Origin of the sequence: Mycobacterium sp. E342, from assembly GCF_001667665.1 — a bacterium.
In the GTDB taxonomy this organism is placed as follows: Bacteria; Actinomycetota; Actinomycetes; order Mycobacteriales; family Mycobacteriaceae; genus Mycobacterium.
In genome coordinates, this window is the sequence record NZ_LZJM01000130.1 from 17233 (window position 1) to 36768 (window position 19536).

At 70.4% G+C, this 19536-nt stretch carries 5 protein-coding genes and 1 riboswitch; all 5 genes read right to left on the reverse strand.

Annotated elements, in window-relative coordinates:
* Positions 1 to 29: 29 nt before the first annotated feature.
* On the reverse strand, positions 30 to 3155 hold the full coding sequence (ileS, locus tag A5692_RS08420; protein ID WP_068054615.1) for an isoleucine--tRNA ligase: 3126 nt from the start codon (positions 3153 to 3155) through the stop codon (positions 30 to 32).
* A 331-nt stretch (positions 3156 to 3486) separates the two neighbouring features.
* Positions 3487 to 3738 (reverse strand): Rv1535 family protein, encoded by a 252-nt coding sequence (locus A5692_RS08425; RefSeq protein ID WP_068054603.1) that lies wholly within the window; start codon positions 3736 to 3738, stop codon positions 3487 to 3489.
* Positions 3739 to 4034: 296 nt separating this feature from the next.
* Positions 4035 to 4204: riboswitch (M-box (ykoK) riboswitch) on the reverse strand.
* A 200-nt stretch (positions 4205 to 4404) separates the two neighbouring features.
* Positions 4405 to 5529: a nitronate monooxygenase family protein gene (locus tag A5692_RS08430; protein ID WP_068054606.1), complete on the reverse strand. Its 1125-nt coding sequence runs from the start codon at positions 5527 to 5529 to the stop codon at positions 4405 to 4407.
* A gap of 32 nt (positions 5530 to 5561) precedes the next feature.
* Positions 5562 to 6143, reverse strand: coding sequence for a carboxymuconolactone decarboxylase family protein (locus tag A5692_RS08435; RefSeq protein WP_068054618.1), 582 nt, complete (start codon positions 6141 to 6143; stop codon positions 5562 to 5564).
* Positions 6144 to 6272: 129 nt separating this feature from the next.
* On the reverse strand, positions 6273 to 19536 hold a 13264-nt coding region (locus tag A5692_RS08440; RefSeq protein ID WP_156765984.1), incomplete at its 5' end, for a non-ribosomal peptide synthetase.

The window sequence follows — 19536 nt, forward strand, 5'->3', positions numbered from 1 at the left end:
GTGGCCAATGTGTCCCGTGTGACGACCAGTCAGGCCTTGGCGATGCTCACCCGGACGCCGTCGCCGATGTCGACGCCGTCGGACGGCGCGCCGAATTCGAAACTGGTGGCCAGGATCTCGCCGGCGATCAGGTCGCGATGCGTGCGCGCCCAGTCGGCCCGCTCGGCCGGCACCGACATCACGACGGAGATCCGGTCGGACACGTCGAGACCCGTGGATTTGCGGAGCTCCTGCAGCTCACGAATGCGGTCCTTCGCCCAGCCCTCGGCCTCCAGCTCCGGGGTGACCGTGCCGTCCAGCACCACCAGCCCGGCACCGTCGGACAGCGCCGCGGTGAACTCCGGGTCGGCGGCGACGAGCCGCGAGCTGTACTCCTCGGGTTGCAGCACCGCGGGTCCGGCGGTCAGGGTGCCGTCGGGGTTGACGACGCCCTCCCCCGCCTTGACCGCCTTGATGGCGGCCTGCACGTCCTTGCCCAGCCGCGGGCCGGCGACGCGGGCGTTGACGGTGAGCTCGAACCGCCCGTAGGTGTCGATGGCATCGGTCAGCTCGACGCTCTTGACGTTGAGCTCGTCCGCGATCAGGTCCACGAACGGCTCCAACCGCTGCGGATTCTCCACCGCCACGGTCAATTTCGGCAGTGGCAGCCGCACCCGCAGCTTCTTGGCCTTGCGCAGCGACGACGCCGCCGAGCACACCTCGCGGACCTGGTCCATCGCGGCGACCAGATCGGGGTCGGCCGGCAGCGCTTCGCCGTCGGGCCAGTCGGTGAGATGAACCGACCGCCCCCCGGTCAGGCCGCGCCAGATGATCTCGGTGACCGACGGAAGCAGCGGCGCGGCCAGCCTCGAGGTGACCTCCAGCACGGTGTGCAGGGTGTCGATGGCGTCGGGGTCCTCCTCCCAGAACCGCGAACGCGACCGGCGCACATACCAATTCGTCAACGCCTCGGTGAACTGCCGCAGGTGCTCGCACGCCCTCGAGATGTCGCAGGTGTCCATCTCGCGGGTGAGGTCGCCGCGCAGGTCGGCCAGCTTGGCCAGGATGTAGCGGTCCAGCGCCTGCCGCGAATCGGTACGCCAGGAACCGACTTTCGGCGCGTAGAGCGCCAGGAAGCTGTAGGCGTTCCACAACGGCAGCAGGACCTGACGCACGCCGTCGCGGATGCCCTGCTCGGTGACGATCAGGTTGCCGCCGCGCAGGATCGGCGAGGCCATCAAGAACCACCGCATGGCGTCGGAGCCGTCCCGGTCGAACACCTCCGAGACGTCCGGGTAGTTGCGCAGCGACTTGCTCATCTTCTGCCCGTCCGAGCCCAGCACGATCCCATGGGCGACACACGTTTTGAACGCCGGCCGGTCGAACAGCGCGGTGGCCAGCACGTGCAGCGTGTAGAACCAGCCTCGGGTCTGCCCGATGTATTCCACGATGAAGTCGCCCGGGTAATGGGTGTCGAACCACTCGCGGTTCTCGAACGGGTAGTGCACCTGGGCGTAGGGCATCGAGCCCGAGTCGAACCACACGTCGAGCACGTCGGGGATGCGCCGCATGGTGCTGCGACCGGTCGGGTCGTCGGGATTGGGACGGGTCAGCTCGTCGATGTAGGGCCGGTGCAGGTTGGTCGGCCGCACCCCGAAGTCGCGTTCCAGCTCGTCCAGGCTGCCGTATACATCGATTCTCGGGTGCGCGGGATCATCCGACTTCCACACCGGAATGGGACTGCCCCAGTAGCGGTTTCGCGAGATCGACCAGTCGCGGGCGCCCTGCAGCCACTTGCCGAACTGGCCGTCCTTGACGTGCTCGGGGTACCAGGTGATCTGCTGGTTGAGTTCCACCATGCGGTCGCGGAATGCGGTGACGGTGACGAACCAGGACGACACCGCCCGGTAGATCAGCGGATTGCGGCACCGCCAGCAGTGCGGGTAGGGGTGCTCGTAGGTCTCGTGGCGCAGTAACACCGCGCCGTTGGCCGCCGCCGGGCCGCTGCCGTTCTTCAGGTCGCGGATGATGTGCGGGTTGGCGTCGAAGACGTGCTGCCCCCGGTAATCCGGAACGCTGGCGTCGAACCGGCCCTTGGAGTCGACCGGGGTGACCGGCACGATGCCCACCTTGTCGGTGGTCGCCATGTCGTCCTCGCCGTAGGCCGGCGCCATGTGCACGATCCCGGTGCCGTCCTCGGTGGTGACGAACTCCCCGGGCAGCACCTGAAAAGCCTTGGGGGTGTCCATGAAATACGGGAACGGCGGCAGGTAGCGGGTGCCGAGCAGGTCGGCGCCGCTGTAGGTGCCCAGGATCTCGGGTTCTTCACCCAACTCGCGGGCGTAGGCGGCCAGCCGCGGCTGGGCCAGCACGAAGCGGTGCTCGCCGGCCTGGACCTCGACGTAGGTGACCTCGGGGTTGACCGCGACGGCCAGGTTCGACGGCAGGGTCCACGGCGTGGTCGTCCACACCAGCAGGTGCGCGCCCTCCAGCGGGCCGCCCACGACCTTGAATCCGACGGTCAGCGCCGGGTCCTGGCGGCTCTGGTAGACGTCGTCGTCCATGCGCAATTCGTGGTTGGACAACGGGGTTTCGTCACGCCAGCAATACGGCAGGACGCGATAGCCCTCGTAGGCCAGGCCCTTGTCCCAGAGTTGCTTGAACGCCCAGATCACCGACTCCATGTAGGACAGGTCGAGCGTCTTGTAGTCGTTGTCGAAATCGACCCAGCGGGCCTGGCGGGTGACATAGGCCCGCCACTCGTCGGTGTAGCGCAGCACCGATTCGCGGCACGCGTCGTTGAACGCGGCGATCCCCATGTCGTCGATCTGCGACTTGTCGTTGATGCCCAGCTGGCGTTCGACCTCGAGTTCGGCGGGCAACCCGTGAGTGTCCCAGCCGAAGCGACGCTCCACCTTGTAGCCGCGCATGGTGCGGTACCGCGGGACGATGTCCTTGACGTAGCCGGTGAGCAGATGCCCATAGTGCGGCAGCCCGTTGGCGAACGGCGGTCCGTCGTAGAAGACGTACTCCGGGGCGCCGTCGCGGCGGGCGATGCTGGCCCGGAAGGTGTCGTCGCCGGCCCAGTAGTCGAGGACCTCGAGTTCGAGGGCCGGGAAGTCCGGCGCGCCGCCGGCCGGCTTCGGGTAGGCCTTGGCGTCAGCGTTATCGGTCACGTGCTGCGTCGTCTCCTGTGCCTCAGTGCCGTTGAGCACTGGTAGCGCCTACTGGGGACGACGACGCGCTGCCTGCGCGAGCGCCGCGGTACCACCCCGCTTGCCACGCCGCGCGTGGCCGCTCGTTGAAGGCTGTGACGGGCCCACCCGTTCGGTTCTACTGAGCCGGCCCGAGAAGCCGGCTGTTCTTCCGAAGGCTCCCCGGTGATGCCGGATCGACGCCAGTGGCTCGATTCTACTCAGGCGAAGCACCCCAAGGGGCTACCTGGCCTCAGGAAACACCTGCGGCCGGGTAGCCCCTTGGAGCCTTGGTTGGTCGCTGCCCATCGGATCAGGCCTGAATTTCGAGCACTCCGACGCGCCACAGCGCCGCGTAGACGTGGCGCAGCGGGACGCTGAGCAGACGGGTGGCGCCCTCCACCAGCGGGTCGCCGGCGAGCACGGGCTGCTTGTGGACCTGGCGGGTGGCCTTCTTGGGCGCCGGGGCCGCAACGGCGGCCTGCGTCACGTCAACATCGCGCACCACCCTCAGCGTGCGGGCGGGCGCTACGGTCACCACTTCGTCGTGCAGGGCTACGGTCATGGTCGCCTCCTAGGCGGGGTTCGGCAGAACGGGGACTAACTGGACTGACGTGTCCCGTCCCGTCGCGGTTCCGATCCTTGAGAACGCTTGGCCGACAAGCCACTTAGCGTTACGACGACTCAGCCGAGAACGTCGTGCCGGAGATCGGACAGGGACGAGACGGAGTTCGGACTTCGATCCGGACTGTCGCTGGAACTCATGTGTCCCTCACCTCCTCGCGATCACGACGCGTGCGGTGATCCGCACGCGATTTTGCGCGCAGCATGAGGAGCAGAAAACCCGGCATCGCCGGAAGATCCGCACCCCTCTCGTCAGAGATTCGGCACCACACGACGTGTCCGGTGTCCCGGAAGCCACCTGGGCTCAACCCTTAAGCCGGGAGGAGCTGTCCTGACCCGGGGCGTCTTTCGACGTTCGGGGTCAGTGGCCTGTATTCGTGTAGACGCCTCACCTAACGAGGTGCTTACCCGACCGATAATGCACGACGGGTCCGACGGGGTCAAACTCCTCCGCGCAGCGTTTCCCAATCTTTACGGGTTTCCGGGGCGGGCACACAGGATTCAGTCAGGTTGACGCCATGAGCTGGGCGGATAGCCACCCCCGTTGGGCGCCGGTTGTTCACCTCGCGTTTGCCGGGCCGCCGCGCAGGCGGCTCAAACACGCTGATCAGCTCTCGACGAGGCCGTCGAGCCGCCCGACGGTGTCGATGAACTCCTCGACCATGTCGAGCACCACCGTTCGCGCAGGGCGAACCCGGTCGAGCGAGCCCACCACCTGGCCAACGAAGTAGGTGGCCAGCTCGCGCGCCTTGGCCCCGGGGTGCGCGGCCGCGGAGTTGATGCGCACCTGCGGCTCGGTGACCAACGCGGTCTGCAGCGGCATGCCGAGCGGGTCGGGCTTGTCCGGCCGGTCCCACTCGTCGGTCCAGGCCGTGCGCAACATCCGCGCCGGCTTGCCCGTCATCGAGCGCGAGCGCACCGTGTCCGAGGAGGTGGCGGCCAGGAACTTGTCCTTGACCACCGGCGGCGTCTCGGCTTCCTCGGTGGTCAGCCACACCGACCCGCACCACACGCCTTCGGCGCCCAGGGCCAGGGCCGCCGCGATCTGGCGGCCGCGGGCGATGCCGCCCGCGGCGAGAACGGGGACCGGCGCCACGGCGTCGACGACCTCGGGCACCAGGACCATGGTGGCGACCTCGCCCGTGTGGCCCCCGGCCTCGGTGCCCTGCGCGACGATCAGATCGACGCCGGCTGCGGCGTGCCGTTGCGCGTGGCGGGTGGTGCCGGCCAACGCGGCCACCAGCACGCCGCGGTCGTGGGCGCGTTCGACGAGGTCGGCCGGCGGCGGCCCGAGCGCGCTGGCGATCAGCCGGATGTCGTGATCGAACGCCACGTCGAGCAGCGGCTCGTAGCCCTTGGGCGAGATGTTGAGGCCGCCGGCGGAGGCCCGCAACTCCTGGGCCGGCGCGGTGATGCCGTAACGGGCCAGGATGTCGTCGACGAACGCGCGGTGCTCCTCGGGCAGCCGCGCCCGCGCCTGCTTGGCGTCGATGCCACCCTCGTCCGAACCGACGTACTTGGGCGGCAGCAACAGGTCGACCCCGAACGGTTTGCCGCCCGTCTGCTCCTCGATCCAGGTCAGCTCGTTCTGCAACCGCTGGGGACTGTGCGCCACCGCGCCGAGGATGCCGAAACCGCCCGCATTGGTCACCGCGGCCACCACGTCGCGGCAGTGGCTGAACGCGCAGATGGGAAACTCGACGCCGAGCATTTCGGCGACTCTGGTACGCATTGCCCGACGCTAAAGAGATATCGATCGATATGTCAATCGACGACGGCCGGCGCGGGCGACCGGCCATCCGGCGGCCAGCTCGATACGCCCTCTTCGAGCGGGACCCGGAGGCTGTGCAGCAGCGACGCGACCATCCGCCACGCACCGATCGCGGTGACGAGTTCGATGAGAACCGTTGTGTCACCGTCTAATTCACGCTCACAGGCCGCCCAGCTGGCGTCGCTCACCGCGCCGTCGCGCACCACGTCGTCGGTGGCGGCCAGCACGGCCCGCTCGACCGCGCCGAATCCGTCGTAGGCCTGCCAGTCACGCACGCCGAGCAGATCGTCGGGCGCGACGCCGAGCCGTGAAGCGACCCGCCAGTGCTGTGTCCACTCGTAGTCGCACGCCGTGAGCCAGCCGATCCGCATGATCACCAACTCGCGCAGCCGGGGGTCGAGCGCGCCGTGCCAGAGCATGGTGGCGAGCAGATCGTTGATCGCCCGCGCCAGCGGCGGGTGGTTGAGCAGCACCTGGAAGATGCTCAGGTCGGCCATGTAGTTGGGCACCGCCGCCTCGTCGGCGGCGGCCGTGGCCTCGTCGAGCGGCAACTTGGGCACGCGGGCTGTTGTCATGGTGAGCGCTTTCGTGTGCTGGCGGGACACCGTCACGATCACCGGCCATGGTAGTCAGGCTTTGCTCCGACGTGGCCCGAATGCCGGGCATTGCGCTCGCCCGCGCGAAACCTCCTGCCGCTCAGACGTTTACAGCAGTCCGAGCAGCTGCAGGTCGGTGACGTACTTGACGATCACCGGCGCCGTGACGTGCGGGATGTCTGGATCGTCGCTGTGGGGGCCGATCTTGGCTTCGCGCACCGCGGCGCGGAAGCGGTCGGTCGGGGCGAACGACCCGCGGGCCGGTTCACCGGACTCGACCTGCTGCGTTCCGGGCGGCAGCAGCAGTGGGAGCACCGAGTGTTGGCGCTGGTGCTCCGGCAGTTCGCGCAGGGCGGCCTCGAACCGCTGCAGCCACTCGCCGAAGTCGTCGATGCGCTCGATCGGATAGCCGGCCTCGATCAGCCAGTCGACGTACTCGTCGATGCCGATCCCGTCGTCGTGCGGGTTCATCACGTGATAGGTCTCGAACCCCTCCATCACCTGGGCGCCCAGCGTGGTGATGGCCTCGGCGACGAACTCGACCGGCAGCGCATCGAAGTGCGCCCGCTGCCGATTGCCCTCGGCGTCCGGCCGATAGAACGAGCGCGGCGCGATGCCGGTGGCCACCAGGCTCAGCACCATCCGGGTGAACATGTCCGACAGGTTGAGCTGTCCCGCGTAGGTGACATCGGCGAGAAGCAGGTCGCAGCGGAACACCGAGACCGGCAGCCCGCACAGGTCGTGGGCCTCGCGCAGCAACACCTCGCCGGCCCACTTGCTGTTGCCGTAGCCGTTGGAGTAACCGCCGTCGATGGTTCGGGTGGGGCTGATGACCCGGATGTCGGCGTCCTCGGTGAACGCCGCCGGCTCCATCCCGTCCCCGACGTTGGCGGTCGAAACATACGTGTAGGGCTTGAGTTTGGTCGTCAGCGCCAGCCGGATCAGCTCGGCGGTGCCGGCGACGTTGGGGGCGAACAGCTCGCTGTAGGGCAGCACGCCGTTGACCAGGGCCGCCGAGTCCACGATCAGGTCGACGGTGTCGGCCAGCCGCTGCCACGTCGGCTCATCCAGGCCCAGGTTCGCCGCCCCCTTGTCCCCCGCAACGACCTCAAGATGGCCGTCGGCGAGTTCATGGAAGCGGCTCAGCAACAACGGATCACCGCTGTCGAAGGTCTTCTCCAGCCGCTGACGAGCCTCCTCGTCCGAGCCGCCCCGCACCAGACAGATCAGCTTGCCATCCACCAGCTCCAGCTGCTCCAGCCACTGCAGGGCCAGATAACGGCCCAAGAAACCGGTCGCCCCGGTCAACAGGACCGTCCGCACCTGCGAGCTCGGGCTCGGCAACGACGGTGCGCCGCCCAGCGTCGCCGCATCGATGAACTTGTCCAACGTCAGATCGCTCGCGTACACCTCGGTGGCGTCACGACCGTGCACGGACGCGAAGCTGGGACGGGCCTTGCGTGTGGCGTCGAAATCCGTTGCATACGAGTCGAATTGCTGACTCAGGTTCCGCACCGACGGGGCGTCGAACACGGCGCGCACGGGCAGATGGATGCCCAGGGCGGCGTGGATCGCCGCGACCAGGCGCATGGCCGACAGTGAATCGCCGCCGAGATCGAAGAACGAGTCTTCGACGCCAATCCGCTGCACGCCCAGGACCTGGGCGTAGATGTCGGCCAGGGTCTCCTCGACCGGCGTGGCCGGCGGGCGGTAGCGGTCCCGATCGGTGTATTGCGGCGCGGGCAACGCCCGGGTGTCGAGTTTGCCGTTGACCGTCAACGGCAGCGCGTCCACCGCCAGCACCGCGGCCGGGACCATGTAGGCGGGTAGCCGGTCGGCCAGCGCCGCGCGCAGCGTCACCGGGTCGGCGGTCCCGGTCACGTATCCCACCAGCCGTCTGTCGCCGGGGCGGTCCTCCCGGGCGATCACCGCGGCCTGCTCGACGCCGGCCAAAGCGGCCAGGGCGGCGCGGACCTCACCGAGTTCGACGCGGTGCCCGCGGATTTTGACCTGTTCGTCGACCCGGCCCAGGTACGTCAGCTGGCCGTCGGTGCCCCAGCGCACCAGGTCCCCGGTGCGATACATGCGCTGCCCGGGCACCCCGAAGGGGCACGCCACGAACCGCGACGCGGTCAGACCGGCCCGGCGCACGTACCCGTACGTCAGGCCCGCCCCCGTCACATACAGCTCCCCGATGACCCCGGTGGGCGCCGGACGCAGCCGCCCGTCGAGCACGAACAGCGCGGCCCCCGGCACCGGCGAGCCGATCGGCGGTATTCCCGACTCGGGGACCAGCGGCGCGCTGATCGCCACGCACATCGTGGTCTCGGTCGGGCCGTAGAGGTTGAGCATGGTCCGCCCCGGCGCCCACCGGTCCACCACCTCTTCCGGGCAGGCCTCCCCGGCCACCACCAAGGCGGCCGAGTCCAGACCCTCGGGCGCGAGAATTCCGGCCTCCGAGGGGGTTTGGGTGAGCACGCTGACGTTTTCGGCGGTCAGCAGCGCGTGCAGGTCTTTCGGGGAGCGGGCGGTGGCGTCGGGCACCACCAGCACCCGCCCGCCGTGCAACAGCGCACCGAAGATCTCCCAGACCGACACGTCGAAGACCAGCGAATGGCTCTGCGACCACACTCCCCCCGCCGGCAGGGGCGCGTCGAGTGGGGTGAACAGCTGTGTGACGTTGCGGTGGGTGACCGCAACGCCTTTCGGGGTCCCGGTGGTGCCGGACGTATAGATGATGTAGGCGACGTCGTCGGCCGTCGGTGTCGCCCACGGCGCGCTCGCGGGCTGGGCGTGCAGGGCCGGATCGTCGACGTCGACGACCGGGCGTTCGAAGCCGTCCAGCCGCGACCGGAGACCGGCGGTCGTCAGCGCGGCGACCGGCGCGGCGTCGGCGAGGACGAACTCGATCCGCGCCGCGGGCAGCCCCGGGTCGAGCGGCAGGTAGGCCGCCCCGGTCTTGAGCACCGCCAGGACCGCCACGACGGCCTCGGCCGAGCGGTCCGTCAGCAGCGCCACGCATTCGCCCGGGACGGCCCCGCGGTCAATGAGCGAGTGCGCCAACCGATTCGCGGCCCGGTCGAGCTCCCGGTAGGTGAACGTGCGGTCCCCGCAGCTGACGGCCACCGCCTCCGGGGTGCGGCCGACGTGCGCGGCGAAGGCCTCCAGGATCGACGGCCACGTTTCCGGCCGGCCGGACGCCGCGCGATTGCCCCACTCGTCGAGGCGGGCGCGCTCGTCGTCATCGAGCACGTCGATCGACGACAACGGCCGTGCTGGGTCGGCGGTGAGGGCCAGCACCACCTGGTGCAGGCGCTTGACCAGCGTTTCGATGGTGCCGGTGTCGAACACGTCGGTGCGGAACTCCACCTGCCCGCCGATCCCGGCGGGTTCACCGGTGTCGCTGAAGTGTTCGGCCAGTGAGAACGTCAGGTCCATCCGGGCGGTGTGGGTGTCCACCGGAAGCGGGGTGACGTGCAGGTCGCCCAGGCTCAGCTCGGTCGGGTCGTTGTTCTGCCAGGCCAGCATCACCTGCACCAGCGGATGATGGCTCAGGCTGCGCGCGGGCCGAAGCCGGTCGACCAGCATCTCGAAGGGGACGTCCTGGTGTTCGTAGGCCGCCAGGCTGCGCCCGCGCACCTGCGCCAGGAGCTGCGCGACCGTCGGGTCCCCGCCCAGATCCGTCCGCAGCACGAGGGTGTTGACGAAGAAACCGACCACGCCGTCCAGCGATGGGTCGCGGCGCCCGGCGATCGGGAAGCCGACGGCCACCTCGCTGCTTCCGCTCAGCGTCGACAGCAGCACCGCCAGCGCGGCCTGCACGACCATGAAACTGGTCGCGTTGTGCGCCCGCGCCGCCTCGCGCACCCGCTGCTGCAGTTCGGCCGACCACCGCACGGCCACGGTCGACCCGCGGTGATCGGCCACCAGCGGGTAGGGCCGATCGGTGGGCAGCACCAGTCGCTCGGGCATCCCGGCCAGTGTGTGTTCCCAGAACCGCAACTGACCGGCGATGGGGCTGTCCGTGTCGTCCGGGTCGCCGAGATGCGCGCGTTGCCACAGCGCGAAGTCGGCGTATTGCACGGCCGGCGGCCGCCATTCCGGGGGCTCGCCCGCGCACCGGCCGGCGTAGGCCACACCGAGATCGCGCACCAGCGGCGCGAGCGACAGGCCGTCGGCGGCGATGTGGTGCAGCACCGTCACCAGCACGTGCTCTTCCGTGTCCGTGCGGAAAAGCCAAGCGCGCAGGGGAATTTCGGTCTTCAGGTCGAACGCGTAGTGGGCGACGGCCTCGACGGCCTCGGTCAACCGGTCCTGCGGCCAGGCCGTGGCGTCGACCACGTCGCACCGGACGTCGGCCTCCTCGGGTGTCATCACGACCTGCTGCGGTGTCCCCTCGGCCGCGATGAAGACCGTGCGCAGGCTTTCGTGACGGGCCACCACGTCGCCCAGTGCGGCATGGAACGCGTCCGCATCCAGGCGCCCGTCCAGCCGCAGCGCCGCCGCCATGTTGTACACCGCCGACGGTCCCTGCAATTGGTCGAGGAACCACAACCGGGATTGGGCGAAGGACAACGGAATCACCGCCGGCCGCTCGATCGCCGGCAACGGTGTGCGCCCCGCCCCGTCGTTGCCGAGGCGCGGCGCCAACTGGTGAATGGTGGGCGCCTCGAACAGCGACCGCACCCCGAGGTGGGCGCCCAGGCCGGTGTTGACGGCCGCGATCACGCGCATCGCCGCCAGCGAATCCCCGCCCAGATCGAAGAAGGAGTCGTCGACGCCGACCCGGTCGAGGCCCAGGACCTGGGCGTAGATGGCGGCCAGGATCTCCTCGGTGGGGGTGGCTGGGGCGCGGTAACGACCGGGATCGCGGTAGTCGGGCGGCGGCAGGGCCCGGGTGTCGAGCTTGCCGTTCACGGTCAACGGGATTGCGTCCACGACGACGATGGCGGCCGGCACCATGTAGGCGGGCAGCCGTTCGGCGAGCGCGGCGCGGATGCCGGCGGGGTCGGCGTGTCCGGTCACGTAGCCCACCAGCCGCCTGTCCCCGGGGCGGTCCTCGCGGGCGATCACCGCGGCCTGCTGTACCCCATCCAAACCGCTCAGCGCCGCGTGGATTTCGCCGAGCTCGATGCGATAGCCGCGGATCTTGACCTGATCGTCGGCGCGGCCGAGGTATTGCAGCTGCCCGTCGGCGCCCCAGCGGACCAGGTCCCCGGTGCGGTACATGCGTCGCCCGGGCGGGCCCGAGGGGCACGGCACGAACCGCGACGCCGTCAGGCCCGGCCGGCCGACGTATCCGCACGCCAACCCCCGGCCGGCCACGTACAGCTCGCCGACCACCCCGGCCGGCACCGGCCGCAACCAGTGGTCCAGCACCAGGAAGGCGAGATGCGCCAGAGGAATTCCGATGGGGCTGCCGCCGCCGCCGATGTCGCCGTGGACGATCTCGCGGAACGAGGCATGCACCGTGGTCTCGGTCGTTCCGTACATGTTGATGATGCGTGGCCGTCCCGGATGGCCGTCCAACCAGGTCGCCAGGCGCCGGGGCTCGAGCGCTTCGCCGCCGAACACCAGCGTCTGCAGCTTGAGCTGCTGGCCGAGCTCGGGCGCCAACGCGTCGGCGGTCTGCAACGCGTAGAACGCCGACGGCGTCTGGCTCAGCACGCTCACCTGTTCACGAACCAGCAAGGCATGCAGGTCTTCCGGCGAACGGACCACCTCGTCGGGCACCACCACCAGGCGGCCCCCGTGCAGCAACGCGCCGAACATCTCCCACACCGAGAAGTCGAAGGCCAGCGAGTGGCACAGCGTCCACACCTGCCCCAGCTCCAACTCGGCGTCCAGCGACTCCAGCAGCTCGATGACGTTGCGGTGGGTGACCGCCGCACCCTTGGGAGTCCCGGTCGTCCCGGAGGTGTAGATGACGTAGGCGATGTCGTCGGGCGCCGCGGCGGGCAGCGGCGCGCCGGGGCGGGCGTCGACCGCGTCGTGGGCGTCGATGACGGGCAGGTCGCAACCGTCGAGCCGCGACCGCAGGCCGGCCGTGGTGAGCACGGCGACCGGTGCGGCGTCGTGCAGGACGAAGTCGATCCGCGCAGCCGGCAGCCCCGGGTCGACCGGCACGTAGGCCGCCCCGGCTTTCAGCACCGCCAGGATCGCCACGACCGCCTCGGCCGACCGGGGCATCAGCAGCGCCACCCGCTCCCCCGGGCCCGCGCCAACCTCGATGAGCCGGTGCGCCAAGCGATTCGCTTTGTCGTCGACCTCGCGGTAGGTCAGGCCACGGCCCTCACAGCTGACGGCCACCGCCTCCGGCGCGCGATCCACCTGCGTGGCGAACGTTTCCGGAATCGACCTCGCCGCCGGCTCGGGCTGGCTCAGCGCGGCGTGGTTGCCGATGACCTCGAGGCGTGCGCGCTCCGCCTGGTCGAGCACGTCGACGGACGACAACCGGCGCGCGGGGTCGGCGGCCATGGCCTCCAGCACCCGCCGCAGCCGCGCCAGAAGCGTTGTGACGGTGGTGGTGTCGAACACGTCGGTGCGGAACTCCACTGCACCACCGATCCCGGCGGGCCGTCCGTCCGCGGTCCAGCGTTCGGCCAGCGAGAACAACAGATCGGTGCGGGCCGTGCCGGTGTCCACCGGCAGCGCGGTGACCTGTAGATCGCCCAACGCCAGTTCGGCGGGCTCGGTGTTCTGCCAGGCCAGCATCACCTGTACCAGCGGATGGTGCCCGAGGCTGCGCGTGGGGTTGAGCCGCTCCACGAGAACCTCGAAGGGCACGTCCTGATGCTCGTAGGCGGCAAGGCTGCGCCGGCGCACCTGGGCCAGCAGCTCGGCGATGCTGGGATCCCCGGCCAGATCGACCCGCAACACCAAGGTGTTGACGAAGAAGCCGACCACGTCGTCGAGTGCGGGATCGCGACGCCCGGCGATCGGGAAGCCCACGGCCACATCGGAACTCGCGGTGAGTTTGGCGAGCAGCACCGCCAGGGCGGCCTGGATCACCATGAAACTGGTCGCGTTGTTCGCCCGCGCCAACTCGCGCACCCGGTCCTGCAGGTCGGCGGGCCACTCCACGCAGACACTGGCACCGCGATGAGCGGCGACCACCGGATAGGGCCGATCAGTGGGCAATTCGAGACGCTCGGGCATCCCGGCCAGCGCATCCTGCCAGTAGCGCAACTGCCCGGCGATCGGGCTGTCCGGGTCGTCGAGTTCGCCGAGCCGGCTCCGCTGCCACAGGGTGTAGTCAGCGTACTGCACCGGCAGCGGCGCCCAGCCGGGGGCCCGGCCCGCGCACCGGCTGGCATAGGCCACGCCGAGGTCGCGCACCAGCGGGGTGAGCGACCAGCCGTCGGCGGCGATGTGGTGCACCACGGCCACCAGGACGTGTTCGTCCTCGGCGATCCTGAAAAGCTCTGCCCGCAAGGGGATCTCGGCGGCCAAGTCGAATGGGCGCCCCGCGGCGGCCTCGACGGCCTGTTCCAACCGCTCCGGGGACCATTCGGTGGCGTCCACCACCTCCCACCGGGCGTCGGCGTGCTCCGGCGGCAACACCACCTGGTGGGGCGTGCCCTCGGCCGCGACGAACACCGTGCGCAGGCTTTCGTGACGGGCCAGCACATCGGCCAGCGCCGCGCGCAACGCGGCGCGATCCAAATGTCCGCGCAGCCGCACCGCCGCGGCCATGTTGTACACCGGCGACGGCCCATGCAGCTGGTCGATGAACCACAGCCGGGACTGGGCGAAGGACAGGGGCAGCACCGCGGGCCGCGCTCCGGCCACCACGCGCGCCGGTCCGTCGCCGCCCGGCCCCACCAGCGGCGCCAATCGGCGGACGGTGGGGGCCTCGAACACCGCACGCACCGACAGGTGGGTGTCCAGGGCCGCGTTGACGGCGGCGACCAGGCGCATGGCCGCCAGGGAATCGCCGCCCAGGTCGAAGAACGACTCCTCGACCCCCACGCGGGCCAATCCCAGTACGCGCGCGTAGATCTCGGCCAGGATTCCCTCGACCGGCGTCGTCGGGGCGCGGTAGGACTCGGCGTCGTGGTATTCCGGTGCCGGCAACGCCCGCTTGTCGAGTTTTCCGTTGAGCGTCAACGGGATTGCGTCCAATACGACGACCGCGGCGGGCACCATGTAGGGCGGCAACCGCTCGGCGAGCGCGGCGCGGACCCCGGCCGGGTCGACGGTTCCGGTCACGTAGCCGACCAACCGGCCCTCGCGGGCGACGACCGCCGCCTGCTGCACGCTCTCGAGAGCGAGGAGCGCGGCGTGGATCTCGCCGAGTTCGATGCGATGGCCGCGGATCTTGACCTGATCGTCGGCGCGCCGCACATACCGCAGCTGCCCGTCGCCGCTCCAGCGCACCAGGTCACCGGTGCGGTACATGCGCGTTCCCGTCCCGCCGAACGGGCAGGCCACGAATCGCGATGCGGTCAAGCCGGATCGGCCCAGGTAACCGCACGCGACGCCGCGACCGGCGACATACAACTCCCCGACCACACCGGCCGGTACCGGCCGCAGCCACCTGTCCAGCACCACGAACGCGGCGCCGGAGACCGGCGACCCGATCGGCGCTCCGCCGCCCGCGGTCAGCGGCGCGCTGATGGCCGCGTCCACGGTGGTTTCGGTGGGGCCGTAGGCGTTGACCATCACCCGGCCCGGTGCCCACCGGTCAACCAGCTCGGGCGGGCAGGGTTCGCCGCCGATCACCATCGCGACGGCATCCAGGCCCTCCGTCGACAGGGTGCCGGCCTCGGACGGGGTCTGACTGAGGATGTTGACTTGTTCGCGAATCAGCAAGGCGCACAGCTCTTCCGGTGCGCGGACCACCGACTCGGGCACCACGACCAGGCGCCCGCCGTCCAGCAGCGCGCCGAAGATCTCCTGGACGGAGACGTCGAAGGACAGCGAGTGGCAGTGCGACCAGACGCCCGCGGCAGGCAGGGGCGCATGCAGCGACGTCATCAGCTGGGTGACGTTGTGGTGGGTGACCGCGACGCCCTTGGGGACGCCGGTGGTGCCGGACGTGTAGATCAGGTACGCGATGTCCTCCGGGACCGGTGCGTTCGGGGCCGTGGCGGGGCCCGTGTCCATCGGCGGGTTATGCACGTCGATGACCGGCACGCCGGAGCCGACGAGCCGCGAGCGCAGGTCGGCCGTGGTGACGGCGACGACCGGCGCGGCGTCGGCGATCATGAACCCGATCCGCGCCGCGGGCAGCCCGGGATCGATCGGCAGGTAGGCGGCCCCCGCCTTGAGTGCCGCCAGGATCGCGACGACGGCGTCGTCGGATCGCGGAAACAGCAGCGCCACAAAGGTTCCGGGCGCGGCGCCGTGGGCCGCGAGCAGGCGCGACAGGCGGTTGGCTGCCTCGTCCAACTCCCGGTACGTCATGGAGCGGCCGTCGAAGCTCAGCGCCACCGCCTCCGGGGCGCGGTCCACGTGCGCGGCGAACATCTCCGGAATGGAGAACCCGGTCACCGACTCGGCCAGCACCCCGCGGTTGCCCCATGCGACGGCGTGCTCCGGCTCCTCGGGGGCGCTGATCGCCGACAACGGGCGGTCCGGGTCGGCGGTCATGGCGAGCAGCACCCCGCGGAACCGCTCGATCAGCGTCTCGATGCCGGCCGCGTCGAAGACGTCGGTGTCGAATTCGACGCGCAGGCCCAGCTCGTCGCCCGGCACGGCTTGCACCGAGAGCGGATAGTGGTTGAACTCGCGGCTGGTGAACGCGGTGACGGCGACTTCGTGGGCGCCGGCCAGCGCGGCGGTGTCGATCGGGTAGTTCTCGTACACGAACAGGGTGTCGAACAACTGGTCGTGACCGGTGGCGCGGTGAATTTCGGCCAGCGCGAGGTGCTGGTGTTCGAGTGTCTGGTTGTGGGCGCGGCGGAGCTGGTCGAGGAGGCCGGCGACCGTTTGGGTCGCGGTGATCGTGGCCCGGACCGGGACCGTGTTGATCAGCAGGCCCACCATCGATTCGGCGCCGGGGACCTCGGTCGGGCGGCCGGAGACCACGGCTCCGAAGACCACATCGTCCTGGCCGGTCAGCCATGCCAGCTGCTGCGCCCAGGCGGCCTGCAGGACGGTGCTGACGGTGGTGTGCGATGCGCGGGCCAGACCGTTCAGCGCCCGCGTGGTTTCCGCCGGCACGGTGAACGTGGCGACGCCCCGCCGCCCCGCCGGTCCCGGTGGGCGCACCAACGTCGGGGTGTCGAAGCCGTCGAGCACGTGGCGCCACGCCGCTCGCGCGGCCGCCAGGTCGCGGCCGGCCAGCCAGGTGAGGTAGCTGCGGTACGGCGCCGCCGGCGCCAACCGCTCCCGGTAATAGCCGGCGAAGATCTCCTGGAGCACGATCGGCAGCGACCATCCGTCCATCACGATGTGGTGGACGGTCAACACGAACCGGTGCCGGTCCTTCGCGGTGCGGACCAGCGCAGTCCGGAAAGCCGGGCGGCCGGCCAGGTCGCACACCGCGGCCCGCTCTGCGGCGCACAGCTGCGCGACCTGCTCGTCCGGGCCGGCATCGTCGGCATCGAGCTGGACGTAGCGCCACGCCACGGCCGGCTCGGCGGGGATGATCTGCACCGGCTCCTCGAACGCTTCGCAGAACCGGGCCATCAGGTTGGGGTGCCGGTTGAGCACGCCGCCAACCGCCTCGCGCAGGCGCTGGGGGTCGAGCGGGCCGCACACCGTGATGTCGAGCTGCACCGCGTACACGTCGTCCCCGGGATCGAGCCCGGTGCCGGCGTGGAAGAGCAGTCCCCGCTGCAGCGGCGTCAGCGGCAACACGTCGGCGATCGGGTATTGCCGGCACAGCTCGTCGATCTGCTGCTGGCTCAGCCGGGCGGGGGCGATGTCCGACGGGGTCAAGGCGCCCCCGCCGTTGCGCACGTGCGCGCAGATGCCGGCCAGGGCGTCACACCACAGTCGGCTGAGTCGGCCGACCTGTTCGCGGGTCAGCGCCGAGGGCGCCCATGTCCAATTGGCCTGCAGGCGAGGGCCGTTCGCCGTGTCCATGGCGCCGGCGTTGAGTTCCAGCGTGTGCCCCAGCGGCATCGGCAGCGCGGCCGCCGCGGCGGTCAACGACTGGCTGTCCGGATCGAGCCGCCACAACTCGTCGGACAGCTCGGCCGTCCCCCCGAGCCGTCCCAGGTAGTTGAACCCGATCACCGGGTCCGAATCATCCAGGCCCACTTCGGGATTCAGGTAGCGCAGGAGCCCGTAGGTCAGCCCGTCCGGCAGCACACGCAGTTGCTCCTTGGCATCTTTGACGACCGCGCCCAGCTCGGGCTCGCCCGCTTTGACCTTCGGCCAGTGCGGCGTGCCGAGCCGGAGCGCAACGGGGTATTTGGCGGTGAACCACCCCACGGTGCGCGACAGGTCGACGCGCGGTCCGGCGTCCTCGTGGCGGCCGTGGCCCTCGACATCGATACAGAGCGGCGCGCCGGTGCCCAGGAATTCGTTGATCGCCAACCCGAGGGCGACCACCAAAATATCCTGGACACCGGCGTGAAACGCCGCCGGCACTGCCCCCAGCAACATGCGCGTGGTGTCGGCATCCACTGACACCGACAACTGTTCGGCCGTCTCGTACGTGTCGGCGCCCGGACGCACCGCCGGCAACGGCGCCGGGGCGGCCGCCACGTCGCGCCAGGCGCGCGCCAGGTCGACGACCTCGGGGCGCCGGGCGTGCTGCTCCAGCATCGCCGACCAGCGGGCGAACGACGTCCCGCCCGGCGGCAACGCGATCGGCTGCCCGGTGCGCTGTTGGGCCCAGGCGATGTTGACGTCTTCCAACAGGATTCGCCAGGACACCCCGTCGACGGCCAGGTGGTGGACGATCAACGCCAACCGCCCGGTGGGCTCCGCCCAGACCGCGCGCAGCATCACCCCCGCCGCCGGGTCCAATCGCGACCGCGCGGCCAGCACGGCCTCTTCGGACAACGCGTCGACGACGTGCAGGCAGCCGCGCGCGTCGACCGCCCCGGGCGCGGGCGCGTGCAGCGACCAGCCGCCGGCGCCGTCGTCGTCCACACACAGCCGCAGCATGGGGTGCCGGTCGATCAGGGCCTGCAGCAGCACCACCACGTCGTCACGGGTGACGCCGGTGGGGGCCTGCACCACGATGGTCTGGTTGAACTGATCGACCGGACCGTCAATCTGCCGCAGCCAGCGCATGATCGGGGTCGCGACCACCGGGCCGACGCCGTCGTCGGCCACGTCGTCGCCGGTGGCCACGCCGGCTACCCGGGCCAGCCGGGCCACCGTCTGTTCGACGAAGACGTCGCGCGGGCGGAACAGAACACCGGCCGCCCGCGCGCGGGCCACGACCTGCATGGACAAGATGCTGTCCCCGCCCAGATCGAAGAAGGAGTCGTCGATGCCGATGCGCTCCACGCCCAGCACCTGGGCGTAGATGCCGGCCAGGATCTCCTCGACGGCGTCGCCGGGGGCGCGGTACTGCTCGGTGCTCTGGTAGTCGGGGGCGGGCAGGGCGCGGGTGTCGAGTTTGCCGTTGACCGTCAACGGGATTGCGTCCACGGCGACGACGGCGGCCGGGACCATGTAGTTGGGCAGCCGGTCGGCGAGCCGGGTGCGGATCTCGGTCGGGTCGGCGGTGCCGGTGATGTAGGCGATGAGGCGCTTGTCGCTGGGGCGGTCCTCGCGGACGACCACCGCCGTCCGCCCGGCCCCTGCCAAACCGGCGAGCGCCGTGCGGATTTCGCCGAGCTCGATGCGGTAGCCGCGGATCTTGACCTGATCGTCGATGCGCCCCAGGTACTGCAGCTGCCCGTCGGCACGCCAGCACGCCAGGTCCCCGGTGCGATACATCCGTTGTCCGGGCGCCCCGAACGGGCAGGCCACGAACCGCGAAGAGGTCAGCCCCGACCGGCCCAGGTACCCGCAGGCGACACCCTGGCCGGCCACGTACAACTCACCGACCACACCGACGGGAGCGGGCCGCAGCCACGTGTCCAGCACGAACAACGCCGCACCGGGTACCGGCGAGCCGATCGGCGGCGCTCCGGTTTCCGCGGCCAGCGGCGGGGTCATGGCCGCATACATCGTGGTCTCGGTCGGACCGTATTGGTTGACCATCACCCGCCCGGCAGCCCACCGGTCGACCACCTCGTCCGGGCAGGGCTCCCCGCCCATCACCAGCGTCGCGACCGATTCCAGACCATGCGGAAACAAAGCCGCGACCGCCGAAGGGGTGTGGCTGAGCACGCTGATCTGTTCGCGAATCAGCATGGCGTGCAGCTCTTCCGGCGAGCGGACCACCGCGTCGGGCACGATCACCAGCCGGGCGCCGCGCAGCAGCGACCCGAAGATCTCCCAGACCGAGAAGTCGAAG